The following is a 17,015-nucleotide window of genomic DNA, read 5'->3' on the forward strand; positions in this document are numbered from 1 at the left end:
GTGCCCCGTATTGGGGTAGACGGAAACCGGGCGAATGGTTTTGACTGAGCGGGATGCTCGTGCGACCACAGCGAGCCGGATCGAAAGTGAGCCGCCGTTGCGTGATCGCGCCGCCGCCGCCGTCCCTGCCTCCTCCTACGTCTCGACCTCACCTCCTGGCACCCGGCGACGCACGATCGGGATCGTCGCGGCCGCAGCGCTGACCGTCGCCGGGGTCGCCGTGGCTGGTGTTCCGGCCACCGCCACTCCCGGAACCTCCGGGTACGAGCAGGCGTTCCAGACCAGCGTCGGCGGCACCGTGACCGATGTTGCCGTCGACTCGTACACGGCTCAGGCCTTCGCGGCGCGTCCGGCAGCAGTGGATGTGCTGGACGAGATCACCGGTGAGGCCACCGCGACCATCCCCCTCCCCGGGGCCGCCGCTCCGCTGCTCGACGCCGACGCGACGCGTGCCCTGGTATGGGCGCTGGACGCCGGGCACAACACGCTCTCCCGCATCGACGAGCGCACGAACACCGTGACCGGGACGGCCACCATCCCCGGCGACCTCCGCGATCTCGCCGTCGATCACACGACCGGCAAGGTCTTCGTGACGACGGGAAGCGGCGGCTCCGTCGTGCCCGTCGACGAGACGACGCTCGCGCTCGGGACGGCTGTTCCGGTCGGCGGGACCGCCACGCGGATCGGCGTGGACGCGTCCGCCGGGACTCTCTGGGTGGTCGACGCTGCGGCTCCCTCGGTCTCGCTCGTCGACGAGGCGACCTCGGCGGTGACCGGAACGGTGCCCCTCGCCGCGGTCCCGGCCGCGATCGCCGTCGACGCGGCGCACCACAAGGCCTACGTGGGGTCGCCGACCGCCGACACGGTGACGGTCGTCGACGGAACCGCCAAGACGGCGTCGTCCATCGCCGTCCCGACGGGTTGGGGGACCGGGATCACCGCACTCGGCATCGACCCGTCCACCCAGACCGTGATCGGCAAGAACGGCATGCAGCTGTTCCGCATCGACACGACTACGGGGTCGGCGAGCACCTGGAGCACCGACCACGGGAGCGTGGTCACCACCCCGGACATCGTGGTCGACGTCTACACGAACACGGTGATCTACGGCGCGCAGGCCTCCGTGCTCGCCGACTGGGAGCCGATCTCGTTCCTCGGGAGCGTCTCCGGGGTCGTGCCGGCCGGTGCGCACTACTCGCAGACCATTTCGGCGTGGTCCCTGTCGCTCGACTTCCCGATCGGCTTCGCCGTCACGTCGGGCTCGCTGCCTCCGGGCCTGACCCTGAACGGCGACACCATCTCGGGCACGGCGACGACGCCGGGCACCTATACCTTCGGTCTCACCGCGACCATTCCGAACTTCGGCGACTCCGTGACGCAGACGTACAGCCTCCACGTGGTGACCGTCGACCGCACGGCGAGCAGCGACCGGTTCGCGACCTCGGTGGAGGTCTCGAAGGCGGCGTACCCGGACCCGTCAACGGTCGGCACCGTGTACGTCGCGAACGGGATCTCGTTCCCCGACGCGCTGTCGGGCGGCCCGGCCGCAGCGCAGGACTCCGGTCCGCTGCTGCTGACCGCTCCTGGGTACCTGCCCGCGACGGTGGCCGCCGAGATCAGCCGCCTGCACCCGGCCCACATCGTGGTCGTCGGGGGCCCGGCGGTGGTGAGCGCCGACGTTCTGACCGCGCTCTCGAAGCTGTCGCCCGACGTCAAGCGCGTGTACGGAGGCGACCGGTTCGGCACGTCGCAGGCGGTGATCCAGCACAGCTTCACGTCGGCTCCCACGGTCTACGTCGCCACCGGGCTGAACTTCCCCGACTCCCTCAGCGCGGGCGGCGCGGCTGGTAGCCTCCACGCCCCGCTGCTGCTGGTCAACGGCAACGCGACCTCGGTCGACCCGACCACGGCCTCCCTGCTCCAGTCGCTCGGAACCAGCAGGATCGTCGTCATCGGCGGCTCGGCGGTGATGTCGCCGTCCCTCGTCGCGGACTTCGCGCGGTTCGGCACGGTCGTGCACCTGGCCGGCGCCGACCGGTTCGACTCGTCGCAGCAGATCGTCGAGACGGCGTTCCAGAACAGCAACCGGGTCATCCTGGCGAACGGGCTGAACTTCCCGGACGCCCTCGGCGCCTCCGCGTGGGCCGGCAAGACCGCGTCGCCGCTGTTCATCACGCTGGGAGGCTGCGTGCCGCAGCGGACGCTGGACGACATCTTCTTCCTCGGAGCGACGAATGTCACACTGGTCGGCGGCCCGGCCGTGCTGAACTCGGATGTCGCGGGGCTGACGAGTTGCGGTGGCTACTCGATCATCGCGCCGGCCTACCCCGCCGTCGCTCCGGTGACGTCGAAGCTGAAGAAGGCGGCGGGCGGATCGGTCGTGTACGACCACCCGGTCGCGCCGTCGCTGCCCGTCAACCCGCGGACGCACGGCACCGCAGGCCGCTAGGCCGCTCATCCGCTGGTCCCGACACGCCGTCACCCCCTCGCGCGTGACGGCATGTCGGGACGACTCGTTCATCGGTGGGAGGTGGTCGTGTGCGATCCTTCCTGTAGCGCCGCCGGGCCGCTAGGGTGTGGACAAGGGGGTTGATCGCATGAGCGCACTGATGGTGGAGCTGGAGCGGGACGAGCGCCGGCGTCGCAGGGTCGCCGCACTGGTCGTCGCGAGCTGCCTGACCGGAGTCGGCACCTGGCTGGCGCTGCCCTTCGGCATCGTGGTGCTGACGAGAGGCGACCTCCTCGGCTGGGTCCTCATCGCGGCAGGCATCGTCCTGCTCGCCGCCACTGTTGTCGCGATCGTCGCCGCGCGTCGCCTTCGCCGGGCGCCGGAGAGCGCAGAGGGCAAGGCGAACCCGGTGTTCGACGAGCCGCGGCCGTCGTCGGATCCGCGCGGCGGCTACTCGATGGTCGGCTCGCAGCTGGGTTCTCGGTAACACCGAGACTCGCGGTTCCCGCGCGCCGATAGGGTGGCGGGATGGCAGCGAGAGCGATCGTCATCGGTGCGGGTGTCGTCGGGGCAGCGACGGCCTGGTCGCTGGCGCGCGAGGGAGCCTCCGTCCTGGTGCTGGAGGCGTTCGAGCGCGGGCACGACCGGGGCTCGTCGCACGGTGCGACGCGGATCTTCCGCCACGGGTACGCCGAGCAGGACTACGTCCAGTTGTCGGTGCGGGCGCTCCAGGGCTGGAAGCACCTGGAGCGGGTGAGCGGACGGCGTGTCTTCGACCGCACGGGAGCCGTCGACCACGGCGACCGGGATGTCCTGCACGCGATCGCCGAGGCCCAGGAGGCGGCCGAACTGCCGTACGAGTGGCTGACCGGCTCCGAGGCGGCGCAGCGATGGCCGGGCCTCCGCTTCGAGGAGCACGTTCTATTCAGTCCCGGCGGCGGGCGCTTGCGGGCCGCGGAGGCGGTGGACGCGCTGCTGGACGCCGCGGGCGCCGCGGGTGCCGAGCTCCGCTTCGGCATCCGGGTCGACGGAATCGCCGCGGACGGGGACGGCGTGTCCGTCACCGCGTCGGATGGCGTCCACACGGCGGACCGCGTCGTGGTGGCCGCCGGATCGTGGACGCCCGAGCTGGTGCGGCCGTGGCTGGCCGCCCACGACATGGATCTTCCGACGGTGACGGTGACCGAGGAGCAGCCGGCCCACTTTCCGCTCCGCGCAGGTTCGGCCGAGGAGGAGGACGCGTGGCCCAGCTTCGTGCACCATCCCACCGGTGACGGCGTGGCGGGGGAGGCGCTGCCGAGCGTGTACGGCCTCCTGACGCCGGGCGAGGGCGTGAAGGTCGGCTTCCACGGGACCGGGCCGGAGGTCGACCCCGACCGCCGCGACCGCACGATCGACCCGACGCGGCTGGGGCGGCTGCAGGAGTACGTGGCCGGGTGGGTCCTCGGCGTCGATTCCACCCGCCCGGACGGGATCAGCTGCCTCTACGACAGCACGGAGCAGGAGGACTTCGTCCTCGACCGCGTCGGGCCCGTCGTGATCGCGACCGGCTTCTCCGGTCACGGCTTCAAGTTCGGTCCGGCGCTCGGCGACATCCTCGCCCGCCTCGCATTGCACGACGAGCCCGCGCCTCCGCGCTTCCGCCTCGCCGTCGCGTCCGCGGACGAGTAGGCGCATTCACCGCTGGGCCGCCGGTAGGGTGGCCGCATGGCGGACGTGGAGATCCGGCCGGCGCGGCCGGAGGAATGGGCGGAGGTCGGCGGCCTGCGGTGGGATTCGGTGGCGGATCTCGGCGGAGTGGCGGTCGACCCGCGCGAGGTGTTCGCGGCGGCGTTCGCCCGCTGGGCCGGCGAGCACGCCGACGGTCACGAGTGCATCGTGGCGGTCGCGGGTGATCGCGTCGTCGGGATGATGTGGCTCGCGATCGTGCCCCGGGTGCCGAGCGCCAAGTCCTTCGACCGGGCGTCCGGCGACCTGCAGTGCGCGTACGTCGTCCCGGAGCTGCGCAACCGCGGCATCGGCGGAAGGCTGATGGAGGCGGTCCTCGCCCGGGCGCGCGACCTGGGCCTGGAGCGCGTCACCGTCCATTCCAGCCCCCGCGCCGTCCCCGCCTACGAGCGTCACGGCTTCGCGCCCGAGGACCGCCTCCTGCACACCTACCTGAGCGCTAGACCTGGGCGCCGAGCTTGAAGCCTTGGGGGGTGTCGGTTTTGCGGGTGTAGGAGAAGCCGTCGGCGCCGATGGTGACCTCCATCTCGGAGTCGTCGGTGCGCGCGGTGAGCGGCTGCGGGTTGCCGTCGAGGTCGAGGACGAGCGACGCTTCGGTGTACCAGGAGGGGACGACGGGGTTGCCCCACCAGTCGCGGCGCTGGTTGTCGTGGACGTCCCAAGTGACGACCGGGTTGTCCGGGTCGCCCGTGTAGTAGTCCTGCGTGTAGATCTCGACGCGGTGGCCGTCCGGGTCGCGCAGGTACAGGTAGAAGGCGTTGGAGACGCCGTGGCGGCCGGGACCCCGCTCGATGCAGTCGCTGCGGCGGAGGGCGCCGAGCTTGTCGCAGATGGCGATGATGTTGTGCTTCTCGTGCGTGGCGAAGGCGACGTGGTGCATGCGCGGGCCGTCGCCTCCCGTCATCGCGGTGTCGTGCACGGTCGGCTTGCGGCGCATCCAGGCGGCGTAGGTGGTGCCCTCCTCGTCCTGGATGTCCTCGGTGACGCGGAAGCCCAGGTCCTCCATGTACTTCACGGCCTTCGGGACGTCGGGGGTGACCTGGTTGAAGTGGTCGATCCGCACCAGCGCGCCCGGGGTGTAGAGGTCGTAGCGCCAGGCGAGGCGCTCCACGTGCTCCACCTCGTAGAAGAACTCGTACGGGAAGCCGAGCGGGTCCTCCACGCGGACGGAGTCGCCGACACCCTTCGTGAAGCCCTCGGGACGGCGCTCCACGCGGCAGCCGAGCTCGGTGTAGAAGGCGACGGCGCGGTCCAGGTCTTCCGGAGTGCGCACGCGGTAGGCGAAGGCGGCGACGGCCGCGACCGGTCCCTTCCTGAGGACCAGGTTGTGGTGGATGAACTCCTCGAACGACCGCAGGTAGACGGCGTTCTCATCCTCCTCCGTGACGACAAGGTCGAGCACGTCGACGTAGAACTCGCGGCTCGCGGCCAGGTCGGTGACGACGAGCTCCATGTACGCGCAGCGGACGACGTCCGGCGGCGTGGCGGAGGGGGTCGGGATGCGGTCGGCCGGCGCCGCGATCGGGTCGGAGCCGGTCACGGTGGGCTCCGGGGAGCCGGGGGTGATGGTCATGGTGCTGCGTGTCCTCTGCGTTGAGTTCTCTGGGGTTGAGTTCGGGGTGTCGAGTGAGGTGTGCGGGTCGAGTGGAGGTCGTCAGGCGTCGCCGGCGTCCTCGGCCGCCTCGACGGCCTCCTCCGGTTGGTGCACGGTGGCGCCGAACCGGGCGGTGTGGACCGGGCCGAGGGTGATGTGGACGGCCTGCTGGTCGGTGTAGAAGTCGATCGAGCGGTAGCCGCCCTCGTGCCCGAGACCGGACGCCTTGACGCCGCCGAACGGGGTGCGCAGGTCGCGCACGTTGTGCGAGTTCAGCCACACCATCCCGGCCTCGACGTTCTGCGCGAAGGTGTGCGCGCGGCCGAGGTCGCTGGTCCAGATGTACGCGGCGAGTCCGTAGCGGACGCCGTTGGCGAGCTCCAGCGCCTCCTCGTCGGTGTCGAACGGCGTGATCGCCACGACCGGTCCGAAGATCTCCTCCTGGAAGATGCGCGCGTCGGGTGCGACGTCCGCGAAGACCGTCGGCGCGACGTAATTGCCGTGCTCCAGCCCCTCCGGGCGGCCGCCGCCTGCGAGGAGGCGGCCCTCCTGCTTGCCGAGCTCGACGTAGCTCATGACCTTGTCGAAGTGCTCGGGGTGCACGAGCGCGCCGACCTCGGTCTTCGGGTCGTGCGGGTCGCCGACGACGATGTTCTTCGCCCGCTCGGCGTACCGGGTGAGGAACTCGTCGTAGACGGGGCGCTCGACGAGGATCCGGGAGCCGGCCGTGCAGCGCTCGCCGTTCAGCGAGAACACCCCGAACAGGGTGGAGTCGATGGCGGCGTCGAGGTCGGCGTCCGCGAAGACCACCGCGGGCGACTTGCCGCCCAGCTCCATCGAGAGGCCCTTCAGGAACGGCGCGGCGTTCGCGAAGATGATCTGCCCGGTGCGGCTCTCGCCGGTGAACGAGATGAGCGGGACGTCCGGGTGCTTCACCAGGGCGTCTCCGGCCTCCTCGCCGAGCCCGTTGACCAGGTTGAAGACGCCGTCGGGCACACCCGCGTCGCGGAAGATCTCAGCCCAGAGGCTCGCCGACAGCGGCGTGAACTCGGCGGGCTTCAGCACGACGGTGTTGCCGGTCGCGAGGGCCGGGGCGAGCTTCCAGCTCTCCAGCATGAAGGGCGTGTTCCACGGGGTGATGAGTCCGGCGACGCCGATCGGCTTGCGATTGACGTAGTTCAGCTGGCTGCCGGGCACCGTGTAGGCGTCGTCCGCCTGGGCGACGATCAGGTCGGCGAAGAAGCGGAAGTTCTCGGCAGCGCGCTGCGCCTGGCCGAGGGCCTGGGTGATCGGGAGGCCGGTGTCGAAGGTCTCGAGTTCCGCCAGCCGGGCGTCCTGCGCCTCGACGGCGTCGGCGATGCGGTTCAGCACCCGGGCGCGCTCGCGCGGCTTCATCCGGGGCCACGGTCCCTCAGTGAACGCGCGGCGTGCCGCGGCGACCGCGAGGTCGATGTCCTCCTTCTGACCGGCGGCGGCCTGCACGTAGGTCTCGTTGGAGACCGGGTCGAGCACGTCGAAGGTCGCGCCGGAGACGCTGTCGACGAACGCGCCGTCGATGAAGTGCTGGATCGTGTCCGGAAGGTTGTCGGGGACGTGGTGGGTGAACCCTGCGTGCTGCGCCATGCGCGGCCTCCTGTCGGTGGGAACGGTCAGTGCTGCTGCTTGTGCTCGCTCTGGTACGCGTGCAGCGAGTCCAGGGTCGCCAGGCGGTGCCGGCGGGCGGCGAGCTCGATGTCCAGCGCGTCGGCGCCGGATTCGATGAGAGTGAGGATCTGCTCGTGCTCGTCGACCGACTCGCGCGCGCGGCCGGGCACGAAGCTGAAGGTGGAGTCGCGGAGCACGGTCAGGCGGTTCCAGCCGCGGTGCACCAGGTCGAGGATGTGCGGGTTGGGGCACTCCTCGAACAGCACCGCGTGGAACTCCTGGTTGAGCTGGGTGAAGCGGTGCGGGATGAAGTCGTCGAGGCAGGCGATCATCTCGCGGTTCACCGCGCGCGCCCGGGCGATGTGGTCGGCGGACAGCAGGGGAGCGGACAGCTGGGTGGCCGCACCCTCGACGAGCGCCAGGGTCTCCATCGTGTAGGTGTACTCGGCCTCCTGCAGCAGGGCGACCTGGGCGCCGACGTTCTTCTCGAACGTGACCAGGCCCTCCGCTTCGAGGCGCCGGATGGCCTCCCGCACGGGGACGACGCTGATGTCGAGCTCCCCGGCGATCTGGCCGAGCACCAGCCGGAACCCCGAGACGTACCGGCCGTCGTCGATCCGGGCGCGGATGAACTCGTACGCGAGCTGCGACTTGCTCGGCGATGCCGTCTTCAGTGCTGCGTCGACCATGCGCGGTACCTCTCTCTCCAGGCGGCGTTCATCGGGAACAGTCCGTCGACGGGGTTGCCCGCCGCGACCTGCTCGGCGATGAACTCCTCTTCGCGTTCCTGCTCGATGGCGTCGGCGACGACCTCCTCGACGAGGGAGGGCGGGATGACGAGCAGGCCGTCCGCGTCGCCCACGATCACGTCGCCGGGCTGCACCGCGGCGCCGCCGCAGGCGATCGTCACGTCCGTGTCCCACGGCACGTGCTTGCGCCCGAGCACAGCCGGGTGGGGGCCGTTGTGGTAGGTCGGGATGTCGAGCGCGGCCACCACGGCGAGGTCGCGCACGCCGCCGTCCGTGACAATGCCCGCCGCCCCGTTGACCTGCGCACGGAGGGCCAGCACGTCGCCGACGGTGCCGCTGCCGCGCTCGCCCCGGGCCTCGATGACGAGCACCTCGCCGGGACCGACGGCATCGAAGGCGCGCTTCTGGGCGTTGTAGCCGCCGCCGTGGGAGGCGAACAGGTCTTCGCGGTGGGGGATGTAGCGGAGGGTGCGGGCGGTGCCGACCACCTTCGTCGTCGGCCTCGTGGAGGTGAGGCCGTCGATCGAGACGTCGTTCAGGCCGCGCTTGCGCAGCTGCGAGCTGAGGGTGGCGGTCGCGACGCTCGCCAGCTTCTCGCGCAGCACGTCGGTGAGGACGAAGGCCGGTTCCGGCTGCCTGCCGTAGGCCTCCGCCCGCTGGTGGTCGTCGACGCTGGGCTTTGTGCCGAAGTCGCCGAAAGGGATGGCGCCCTCGGTGATGCGGGTGACCAGGCGGCCGGTGCTGGGAGCGCCGGGTGCGGTCGGCGCGTCGACCTCGACCTCCACGGTGTCGCCCGGTTCGGTGACGGACGACCCGGCCGGCGTGCCGGTGAGGATGATGTCGCCGGGCTCCAGGGTCATCAGCTGCGAGAGGTCGGCGACCAGGCGGCCGAACGGGAACAGCAGGTCGTCGGTCGTGCCCTCCTGGACGAGCTCGCCGTTCCGCCAGGTGCGGACCCGCAGCGTGTCGGGGTCGAGGGAGGCGGCGGGCAGCACGACGGGGCCGAGCGGGGTGAAGCCGTCGCCGCCCTTCGAACGGACGTTGGAGCCCTTGTCGGCCGCGCGGAGGTCGTAGAGCCCGAAGTCGTTGGCTGCCGTGACGCCCGCGACCGCGGCCCAGCCGTCCTCCGGCGACACGCGGCGGGTCGGCCGGCCGATGATGAGGGCGATCTCACCCTCGAAGGCGAGCAGTTCGGTGCCTGCGGGTCGCTCGAGCGCGTCGCCGCTGGCGGCGATCGACGAGGAAGGCTTGAAGAAGTAGGAGGGCTGCGCGGGAGTGCGGCCGCGCTGCGCGGCGCGCGAGCGGTAGTTCAGGTGCACCGCGACGATCTTGCCGGCCGTAGCACGCAGCTCGGCCGCGTCTCGCTGGGGGCTGCTGTCCGTCACAGGTGTCGGCTCCTCGTCGTCGGGGAAAGATCCGGATGGACCGTATTCGAGATCATATACAATCCTGACTCACTCGGCAAGGATCAGTAGCTCGCAGGGGCGGGACCGTCGGAGACGGTCCCGATGAACCGGCCGGCCAACGCTTCGGAGGCCCGGGCGAGCAGCGTGACGTCGGCCCCGACGAGCACGTACGCCGCGCCGGCCGCGACGTAACGGTCGGCCGTCGCCGGGTCGAAGGCGTTCACGCCGACCGGTGTTCCGGCGGCACGTCCGGCCTCGATCACGCCTTCGACGGCCGCGATGACGTCGGGATGGTTCTGCTGCCCGAGCAGGCCCATCGACGCGGCGAGGTCCGCCGGGCCGACGAGAAGCGCATCCACGCCGTCGACGGCGGCGATCGCAGCGGCGGCGTCGAGCCCCTCCACGGTCTCGATCTGGACGGTCAGCGAGACCAGGTCGCTCGCGCGTGCCAGGTAGTCGGGGATGCGGCTCCAGCGAGAGGAGCGCGCCAGTGCGCTACCGACCCCGCGGATGCCCTGCGGCGGGTAGCGCACGGCGCGCACGACCGCCTCGGCCTGCTCGACGCTGTCGACCATCGGCACCAGGACGTTCTGGGCGCCCAGGTCCAGCAGCTGCTTGAGCACGACGGTGTCGCCGAAGGGCGCCCGGACCAGCGGCACAGCCGGATAGGCCGCGACGGCCTGCAGCTGGGCGAGGATCGACTCCAGCCCGACGGGGGAGTGCTCGCCGTCGACGAGGACGATGTCGAGGCCGCTGCCGGCGCAGATCTCCGCGACGAGCGGACTGCCGGCGCAGGACCACATCCCGAACAGGGTGCGGTCCGCCTCGCGGAGCCGGTCGGCGAAGGTCGGTGCGGCGTTCAGACGAATCGGCATGTGACGGCTCCCAGGGTTCCGTAGTCGGCGTGGACGGTGTCGCCGCGCTCCACCCACATCGGGCGGGTGAACGATCCGGCGAGGACGATGTCCCCGGCCTCCAGGCGGCTGCCGTGCTGCGCCAGCTTGTTGGCGAGCCACGCGACGCCGGTGGCCGGGTGGTCGAGCACGGCGGCGGCGACGCCGGACTCCTCGATGGTCTCGTTGCGGTAGAGCAGCGCACTCACCCAGCGGAGGTCGACCGCATCCACGGCCACCGGCCGTCCGCCCACCACCATCCCGCCCATCGCGGCGTTGTCGGAGATGGTGTCGACGATCGTCCGGCCCTGCATCTCGATCCGGGAGGACAGGATCTCGAGGGCGGGGACGACGTAGCGGCTGGCGGAGAGCACGTCGAACAGGGTCGCGTCGGGGCCTTCGAGCGGCTCGGCGAGCACGAACGCGAGCTCCACCTCGATCCGCACGTTCGAGTACTGGTCGAAGGGGATGACGGCGCCGGTCTCGTGCACCATGTCGGCGAAGATCGCGCCGTAGTCGGGTTCGGTGATCCCGGTGGCCTGCTGCATGACCTTGGAGGTGAGCCCGATCTTGCGGCCGACCAGCCGGCGGCCGTCGGCCAGCCCCCGTTCGACCCAGAGCCGCTGCACGGCGTAGGAGTCCTCCACAGTCATTCCGGGGTGCCGTGCGGTGAGCAGCGGCACCGTCGAGCGGTCCCGTTCGGCGGCCGCGAGTTCGTCGGCGATGGCCTGGATGGTCGGGCGATCGAGCACGGAGGGCTCCCTTCGACGTCGGAGGAGGGGCGACAGCCCCGAGGGGATCGTATATCTTCCCGTACACCCCCGGCGTCCCCCTGCCCGGAAATGCCAGCGAACAGGCAGGGGGATCGCGCGACTCCGATAACGTGGCTACGTAGCTACAATGAAGGAGGAGGCGATGGCTGTCATCACTGCACGCGCATTCAATCAGGATGCGTCCGCGGCCAAGCGAAGCGCCGCGACGGAACCACTCATCATCACCGACCGTGGTGAGCCCTCCTTCGTGCTGCTCACCTACGCCGAGTACGAGCGTCTGACCGGGGGGCGGCGCAGCATCATCGATCTGCTCAGGCAGGACGGCGACGACGACGGCGACGTGACGTTTCCGCGAGTTCAGATCGTCGCGAAAGCGATCGACCTGTGAAGTACCTCCTCGATACTGACGCCCTCTCGGCTTCGCGCCGTCCCGATCTGGCGCATCCGGGCATTGTCCGATGGCTGGCCCTCCAGGAGCCGTATGCACTGCACATTTCAGCCATAACCGTTTTCGAGATCGAGTTCGGGGCCAGCCTGAAGGAGCGTACCGACCCGGCGCAGGGGGCGCGACTGCGGCGATGGATCGATGAGGTGCTGATGGTCTTCGGAGACCGTATCCTGCCGGTTGATCACGAGGTAGCGTCGATTGCGGCCGGATACCACGTGCCCGACCCTCGTCCGGAGCGAGACGCCTTCATCGCGGCGACAGCGGAGGTGGCTGGCCTGATCGTTGTCACGCGGAATACGCGCGACTTCGCGCGGTTCGATGTGCCGCTGTGCAATCCGTGGGATACCGGAATGCTCACCGAGAGCGGGCGGGCAGTGCTGCGCGGATGAGGACCTGCGCCGCCGCCCGGGCGTCGGAGGCGGCGTCCGGCGTCCCGGCGATCGCGGCGGTGGTCTGCGCGCCCTCGGCCAGGATGGCCAGCTGCGGCGCGAGCGCGGGGGAGGCGCCGGCGTCCGCGGCGATCGCGGCGACGAACTCCTGGAACGACTCCTTGTGCGTGCGGGCGGCCTCGGCGACGCGGGGGTCCGCGGCCCCGAGCTCGCCGAAGGCGTTGATGAACCCGCAGCCGCGGAACGTGTCCTCCACGAACCAGTCGGCGAGGTAGTCGTAGATCGCGAGGAGCTTCGCCTCCGCCCCCTCGACGCTCGCGACGCGGGCGGCGACCCCGGCCGTCCACAGTTCGTGGCGTTTGGCCAAGACCGCCAGCACCAGGTCGTCCTTCGAGGGGAACAGTGCGTACAGCCTGCGGAGCGACACGCCGGCGGCATCCCTCACCTGGTCCATGCCGACGGCGTGGAATCCCCGCGCGTAGTACAGCGCATCGGCCGCGTCGACGATCCTGCTGCGAAGTTCTTCATCCACCATTCTTCCACTGTACCTTGACGCGAGAACGATTGTTCTCGTACACTCGGAATCACCGCGAGAACGATCGTTCTCGCAGCCGAGGATCAACGAAAGGACTGCGACGATGTCGTACATCACCGTCGGAACCGAGAACAGCACGCCGATCGAGCTCTTCTACGAGGACCACGGGTCCGGGCAGCCGGTCGTGCTGATCCACGGCTTCCCGCTCGACGGCCACTCGTGGGAGAAGCAGACCGTCGCCCTGCTCGACGCCGGCTACCGCGTCATCACCTACGACCGCCGCGGCTTCGGCCGCTCCAGCCAGGCCGCGACCGGCTACGACTACGACACCTTCGCCGCCGACCTGAAGGTCGTGCTCGACACCCTCGACCTCCACGACGCCGTGCTCGTGGGCTTCTCGATGGGAACCGGCGAGGTCGGCCGCTACGTCGGCGCCTACGGCACCGAGCGGGTCGCCAAGGTCGCCTTCCTCGCCTCCCTCGAGCCCTTCCTCCTGAAGACCGACGACAACCCGGACGGCGCCGCGCCGCGCGAATTCTTCGAGGGCATCGTGGAGGCCGTCAAGGCCGACCGCTACGCGTACTTCACGCAGTTCTACAAGGACTTCTACAACCTCGACGAGAATCTCGGCACCCGGATCAGCGAGGAGGCCGTGCGCAACAGCTGGAACATCGCCGCCGGCAGCGGCGCGGTCGCATCGGCCGCCGCTCCGCTCACCTGGTTCACCGACTTCCGCGCCGACATCGAGAAGATCGACGTCCCCGCGCTCATCCTGCACGGCACCGCCGACAACGTCCTCCCCATCGACGCCACCGCCCGCGCCTTCCGCAAGCTCCTTCCCGAAGCGGACTACGTGGAGGTCGAGGGCGCGCCCCACGGTCTGCTCTGGACGCACGCGGCCGAGGTGACGGAGGCGCTGCTGGCCTTCCTGCGCAAGTAGCCGCGGAACGATCAGCGCGGCGTGGACCTCGGGCGGTCCGCGCCGCGCTCTCGTGCCGCCCTCTCGTGCGCCCCGGGCCGTCAGCCGAGGCGTCTCCGCTCGGCCCACACATAAAGGGCCAGGTACGCCACGAAGGAGCCGGCCAGCCCGCAGACGAGCAGGGCGGCCGAGGGGCGACTCCAGAGGATCTCTCCGGCTCGCAGCGGGATGGCCAGCAGGATCAGGACGAGACTCACCAACTGCGCCTGGAAGATCTGGCGGAAGGCGCTCCAGCGGCTGTCGCGCAGCATCCACAGGTTCACCATCCCGGGCAGCGTCAGGATCGCCCCGGACACCCGAGCGGTCAACGGCGTCAGCGGCCACGGCCACACCGAGACGGCCGTCGACGGGGCCGCGAACAACACGAGGCCGATGGCCAGCGAGCAGAGGCCGATCAGCGCGAGGACGACGCGCACCCACCCGGGCACGACGGCGTCCCGCTGCCGTGGCGAGCCCGGATCCTCCCCGCGGTTGACGAGCATCGCGGCGAGCACCAGGAACGGCGTGGCCACGTAGAGCGTCACCCAGACGATGAACGACAGCCGCCCGAAGTGGAAGCGGTCCCAGTGCAGGAAGGTCGCCGCGGCGAGGAGGGTGGCGAACAGCAGGACGGCCGGGAATCCATGACGGACGGCGCTCCAGCGGTTCGGACGCACCACGTGCACGAAGAAGACGATTCCTCCCGCATACGCGCTGCCGAGCAGCATCGCCGTCAGCGGGGGACGGATGGTCCACGCGAACAGCAGGTCCGTGCTGTCGGCCAGCGGGTAGAGCAGCACGAAGGCGGCCGCCAGGAACGGGACGATGATGGCGCCGACGATCCGTGTGTACGGGTGGACTCTGTCCGTCATGCCGGGTGCCCCTCCGCGACCGTGACGGCCTCCTCAGGCGGGAGGCCGCGGCCGTCGGCGACCGCCGCGTCGAAGCTGTCGCGGTCGGCGCCGGCACCCAGCATCCGGTCGACGAAGAGCTGATGGAACGAGAACGCCGGTGCGTTGTGCAGCCCGGTGCGTTCGCGGAGAGCCGCAGATGCGCCGAGCAGCAGTCCGGCCCGCCGGACGTCTCCGCCGAGCGCCGCGACGGCGACCATTCCCTCGAACGCGTACGCGATCCCCTCCGCGTGGCCGAGCCGGTGGGAGAGGGCCAAGCACTCCGTGAAGTCGGAGAAGGCGCCGGTCGCGTCGCCGAGCAGCAGCCGCGCCCAGCCCCGATGGTGCTGCGCGATGGTCACGCCCAGTTCGTCTCCGTTCGCGAGAGCGAGGGCCAGGCTCTCCTCGAACCGGGTGAGCGCCGTGTCGACCTGCTCGCGGAGGAGGGCCACCCGGCCGAGCATCACCAGCGCCATCGCCTCGCCCCAGGCGTCGCCGCACGTCCGGAACAACTGGACGCTGGCCTCCATCGCCCGGTCGGCGGTGACCGCGTCGGGCTGCGGAGAGGCGAGCGCCGCCAGCGCGAAGGAGATGAGCGCCAGCGCTTCGCCGTCGGGATCCCCAGAGGCGCGGAACAGGTCCGCGCTCTGGGTGAGCCTCTCGGCGACCGTCCCGCTGCGGTCCTGCCAGAAGGAGATGGCCTGGGTGAAGTACAGCGCGATCGCCCTGGTGCGGTCGTCGAGCGGGTCTGTGGTCGAGAGAACCGTGTCCATCCACCCCCTCACCTCCCCGAGGAGGCCGGCGACCCACCAGTAGATGAAGAGGCTCCACGCCAGATGGGCCGCCCGCTCCCAATCGTGCTGATCGAGCAGGTGGCGTACGGCGGCGCGGAGGTTGCCTGTGTCCGCGTTCAGGCGGATGACCCAGTCGTGCTGCGCCGCGCCTTCCAGCGCGATGTCCGCCTGGTCGCCGAGACGGAGGTAGAAGGCGGCGTGCGCATCCCGCACGGCGGTGAGGATGTCCTCGTCGCCGAGCCGCTCGAGAGCGTATTCGCGAACAGTGGCCAGGACGGAGAACCGCGCGTCGGCGGAGTCCTCGTGCTGTTGGACCAGACTGTTGTCGACGAGGGCGGAGAGCGCCGAGAGCACGTCGGGCACGGCGCTCGCCACGGCCTCGGCGGCCTCCAGCGAGAACCCGCCCTCGAACACGCCGAGACGCGCGAGCAGCGCGCGCTCCGGTTCCTCGAGCAGTTCGGCGCTCCAGTCGATCGTCGCCCGCAGCGTCCGCTGGCGCTCGGGGAGGTCCCGGGCGCCGCCGACGAGGAGGGGCAGCCGCCGGTCGAGCCGTCGCGCGAGGTCGGCGGGAGGCAGCACCCTGACCCGTGCCGCGGCCAGCTCGATCGCCAGTGGTACGCCGTCGAGCGCTGCGCACACGCGGGCGATGTCGTCCCTGTTGGCCGGAGTGATCTCGAAATCAGGACGGACGGCGTGGGCGCGGTCTACGAACAGGGTCATCGCCTGATCCGGCGGGAGCGGTCCCAGCTCGTAGCGGTGCTCCCCGCCCACGCGCAGCAGGGAGCGGCTCGTGACGATGGCGGAGATGCCGGGCGCTGCGGAGAGGAGGGTCGTCACGACGGGCGCGGCGGCGAGCGCCTGCTCGAAGTTGTCCAGCACGAGCAGCAGGCTGCGGTCCTGCAGCGCGGTGACCGCCTTGTCGGCGAGCGGGGCGTCCCCGGTGTCGCGCACGCCCAGGGCGCGGGCCAGAGCTCCGAGGACTCCGGGCGCATCGTGCGCCGGAGCGAGGTCGACGAAGACCGCTCCATCGGCGAAACGGTCTCCGAGTGCTGCTGCCGCAGCGATGGCGAGGCGGCTCTTGCCCATCCCGCCCGGCCCGGTGATCGTGACCAGCCGGGCGCCGTCCGCGACGATGGTGCGCACCGCCTCCACATCGGACTCGCGCCCGATGAGCGGGGTCAGCGAGGCGGGGAGGCCGGAGCCCTGCGGCGTATCGGGGCCGGTGATGTGCTGAGCGGGGGTCGACGCGGCCCGGCTCAGCTCGAAGCGCTCCGCGAGCAGCACGGCCAGATCGGCCTCCAGCAGCACCTGCAGCTCCTGCGCCGACTCGACGTGCTTGAACGAGGCCCGGTCGTCGGAGCGGATCCGATCGAGCAGCTCGGTCAGACGCGGCTCACGGCCGGGCGCCGGGTCCTTGATGTAGATCAGCCGGGGGAGCTGCGGCGGGCACAGGTTGTACTCGTCCTCGAGCCCGGAGACCTCCTCGTCCGGGGCGACCCAGCCGTATCGTTCCCAGTACAGCCCGACGAACACGTCGCTCTGGTCCAGATAGGCGCGGTACAGCTCCCTCGGCGGGTGCGGCCGGGCTCCCAGCTCGAACATGACCGGCGCGAGGAGCAGGCGCTCGATCGCGGCCCGCGCCGCCCGGCGTTCGGGGGCGAGCTCTTTGAGGGTCGAACTGACGAAGACCCGCAGCCGTTGGTCCGGGGTGCGGATCACGCGCGGCGCCGCGCACATGCCCGCATTCTGTTGCTTCGCGGCCACT

The 17,015-nt window shown here is 70.8% G+C and carries 16 protein-coding genes; 7 read left to right on the plus strand and 9 right to left on the minus strand.

Going from position 1 to position 17,015, the window contains the following annotated elements; translation table 11 throughout:
* Positions 1-97 precede the first annotated feature (97 nt).
* The 4 genes from SB754_RS05630 to SB754_RS05645 all read left to right on the plus strand — a co-directional run bounded on the left by SB754_RS05630 (position 98) and on the right by SB754_RS05645 (position 4,639).
* Positions 98-2,449 carry a cell wall-binding repeat-containing protein gene (locus SB754_RS05630; protein ID WP_410781368.1) on the plus strand — a complete coding sequence of 784 codons (2,352 nt, stop codon included), beginning with the start codon at positions 98-100 and terminating at the stop codon, positions 2,447-2,449.
* A 148-nt stretch (positions 2,450-2,597) separates the two neighbouring features.
* Positions 2,598-2,936: a hypothetical protein gene (locus tag SB754_RS05635; RefSeq protein WP_410781369.1), complete on the plus strand. Its 339-nt coding sequence runs from the start codon at positions 2,598-2,600 to the stop codon at positions 2,934-2,936.
* A 41-nt stretch (positions 2,937-2,977) separates the two neighbouring features.
* On the plus strand, positions 2,978-4,120 hold the full coding sequence (locus SB754_RS05640) for an FAD-dependent oxidoreductase (RefSeq protein WP_410781370.1): 1,143 nt from the start codon (positions 2,978-2,980) through the stop codon (positions 4,118-4,120).
* Between the two features lie 36 nt (positions 4,121-4,156).
* The gene (locus SB754_RS05645; RefSeq protein ID WP_410781371.1) at positions 4,157-4,639 is read left to right on the plus strand and encodes a GNAT family N-acetyltransferase; all 483 of its coding nucleotides are present in this window, start codon (positions 4,157-4,159) and stop codon (positions 4,637-4,639) included.
* On the opposite strand, the gene hpaD is transcribed toward SB754_RS05645, so the two are convergent.
* The 6 genes from hpaD to hpaH form a co-directional block, all read right to left on the minus strand.
* Entirely contained in the window at positions 4,617-5,750 is a 1,134-nt protein-coding gene (hpaD, locus tag SB754_RS05650) for a 3,4-dihydroxyphenylacetate 2,3-dioxygenase (RefSeq protein WP_410781372.1), read from the minus strand. The two genes, SB754_RS05645 and hpaD, sit on opposite strands and share 23 nt — an antisense overlap.
* A gap of 81 nt (positions 5,751-5,831) precedes the next feature.
* Positions 5,832-7,394 (minus strand): 5-carboxymethyl-2-hydroxymuconate semialdehyde dehydrogenase, encoded by a 1,563-nt coding sequence (hpaE, locus tag SB754_RS05655; RefSeq protein WP_410781373.1) that lies wholly within the window; start codon positions 7,392-7,394, stop codon positions 5,832-5,834.
* Between the two features lie 26 nt (positions 7,395-7,420).
* The gene (locus tag SB754_RS05660) at positions 7,421-8,104 is read right to left on the minus strand and encodes a GntR family transcriptional regulator (protein ID WP_410781374.1); all 684 of its coding nucleotides are present in this window, start codon (positions 8,102-8,104) and stop codon (positions 7,421-7,423) included.
* Positions 8,086-9,549 carry a fumarylacetoacetate hydrolase family protein gene (locus tag SB754_RS05665; RefSeq protein ID WP_410781375.1) on the minus strand — a complete coding sequence of 488 codons (1,464 nt, stop codon included), beginning with the start codon at positions 9,547-9,549 and terminating at the stop codon, positions 8,086-8,088. Before SB754_RS05665 ends, SB754_RS05660 begins: the two co-directional genes overlap by 19 nt.
* Before the next feature lie 83 nt (positions 9,550-9,632).
* Positions 9,633-10,445 (minus strand): HpcH/HpaI aldolase family protein, encoded by an 813-nt coding sequence (locus SB754_RS05670; RefSeq protein ID WP_410781376.1) that lies wholly within the window; start codon positions 10,443-10,445, stop codon positions 9,633-9,635.
* Positions 10,430-11,215: a 2-oxo-hept-4-ene-1,7-dioate hydratase gene (gene hpaH / locus SB754_RS05675; protein ID WP_410781377.1), complete on the minus strand. Its 786-nt coding sequence runs from the start codon at positions 11,213-11,215 to the stop codon at positions 10,430-10,432. Before hpaH ends, SB754_RS05670 begins: the two co-directional genes overlap by 16 nt.
* Positions 11,216-11,363: 148 nt before the next feature.
* Between hpaH and SB754_RS05680 the strand changes: the two genes are divergently transcribed.
* Both SB754_RS05680 and SB754_RS05685 read left to right on the plus strand, forming a co-directional pair.
* The gene (locus SB754_RS05680; protein ID WP_410781378.1) at positions 11,364-11,624 is read left to right on the plus strand and encodes a type II toxin-antitoxin system Phd/YefM family antitoxin; all 261 of its coding nucleotides are present in this window, start codon (positions 11,364-11,366) and stop codon (positions 11,622-11,624) included.
* Positions 11,621-12,073 (plus strand): type II toxin-antitoxin system VapC family toxin, encoded by a 453-nt coding sequence (locus SB754_RS05685; protein WP_410781379.1) that lies wholly within the window; start codon positions 11,621-11,623, stop codon positions 12,071-12,073. The genes SB754_RS05680 and SB754_RS05685 overlap by 4 nt, the downstream gene beginning before the upstream one ends.
* On the opposite strand, the gene SB754_RS05690 is transcribed toward SB754_RS05685, so the two are convergent.
* Complete coding sequence (locus SB754_RS05690; RefSeq protein ID WP_410781380.1) at positions 12,039-12,608, minus strand: TetR/AcrR family transcriptional regulator; 570 nt, start codon at positions 12,606-12,608, stop codon at positions 12,039-12,041. The genes SB754_RS05685 and SB754_RS05690 overlap by 35 nt on opposite strands.
* A gap of 103 nt (positions 12,609-12,711) precedes the next feature.
* Here SB754_RS05690 and SB754_RS05695 point away from each other — a divergent pair, with 103 nt between their 5' ends.
* The gene (locus SB754_RS05695; protein ID WP_410781381.1) at positions 12,712-13,548 is read left to right on the plus strand and encodes an alpha/beta fold hydrolase; all 837 of its coding nucleotides are present in this window, start codon (positions 12,712-12,714) and stop codon (positions 13,546-13,548) included.
* An 80-nt stretch (positions 13,549-13,628) separates the two neighbouring features.
* Here the strand turns inward: SB754_RS05695 and SB754_RS05700 are convergent, their stop codons facing one another.
* Together SB754_RS05700 and SB754_RS05705 are read right to left on the minus strand one after the other, a co-directional pair.
* The gene (locus tag SB754_RS05700) at positions 13,629-14,438 is read right to left on the minus strand and encodes a hypothetical protein (RefSeq protein ID WP_410781382.1); all 810 of its coding nucleotides are present in this window, start codon (positions 14,436-14,438) and stop codon (positions 13,629-13,631) included.
* Complete coding sequence (locus tag SB754_RS05705) at positions 14,435-16,987, minus strand: DUF4062 domain-containing protein (protein WP_410781383.1); 2,553 nt, start codon at positions 16,985-16,987, stop codon at positions 14,435-14,437. Before SB754_RS05705 ends, SB754_RS05700 begins: the two co-directional genes overlap by 4 nt.
* Positions 16,988-17,015: the final 28 nt, after the last annotated feature.

The sequence above is a fragment of the Leifsonia sp. SIMBA_070 genome (genome assembly GCF_046534635.1).
Lineage (GTDB): Bacteria > Actinomycetota > Actinomycetes > Actinomycetales > Microbacteriaceae > Leifsonia.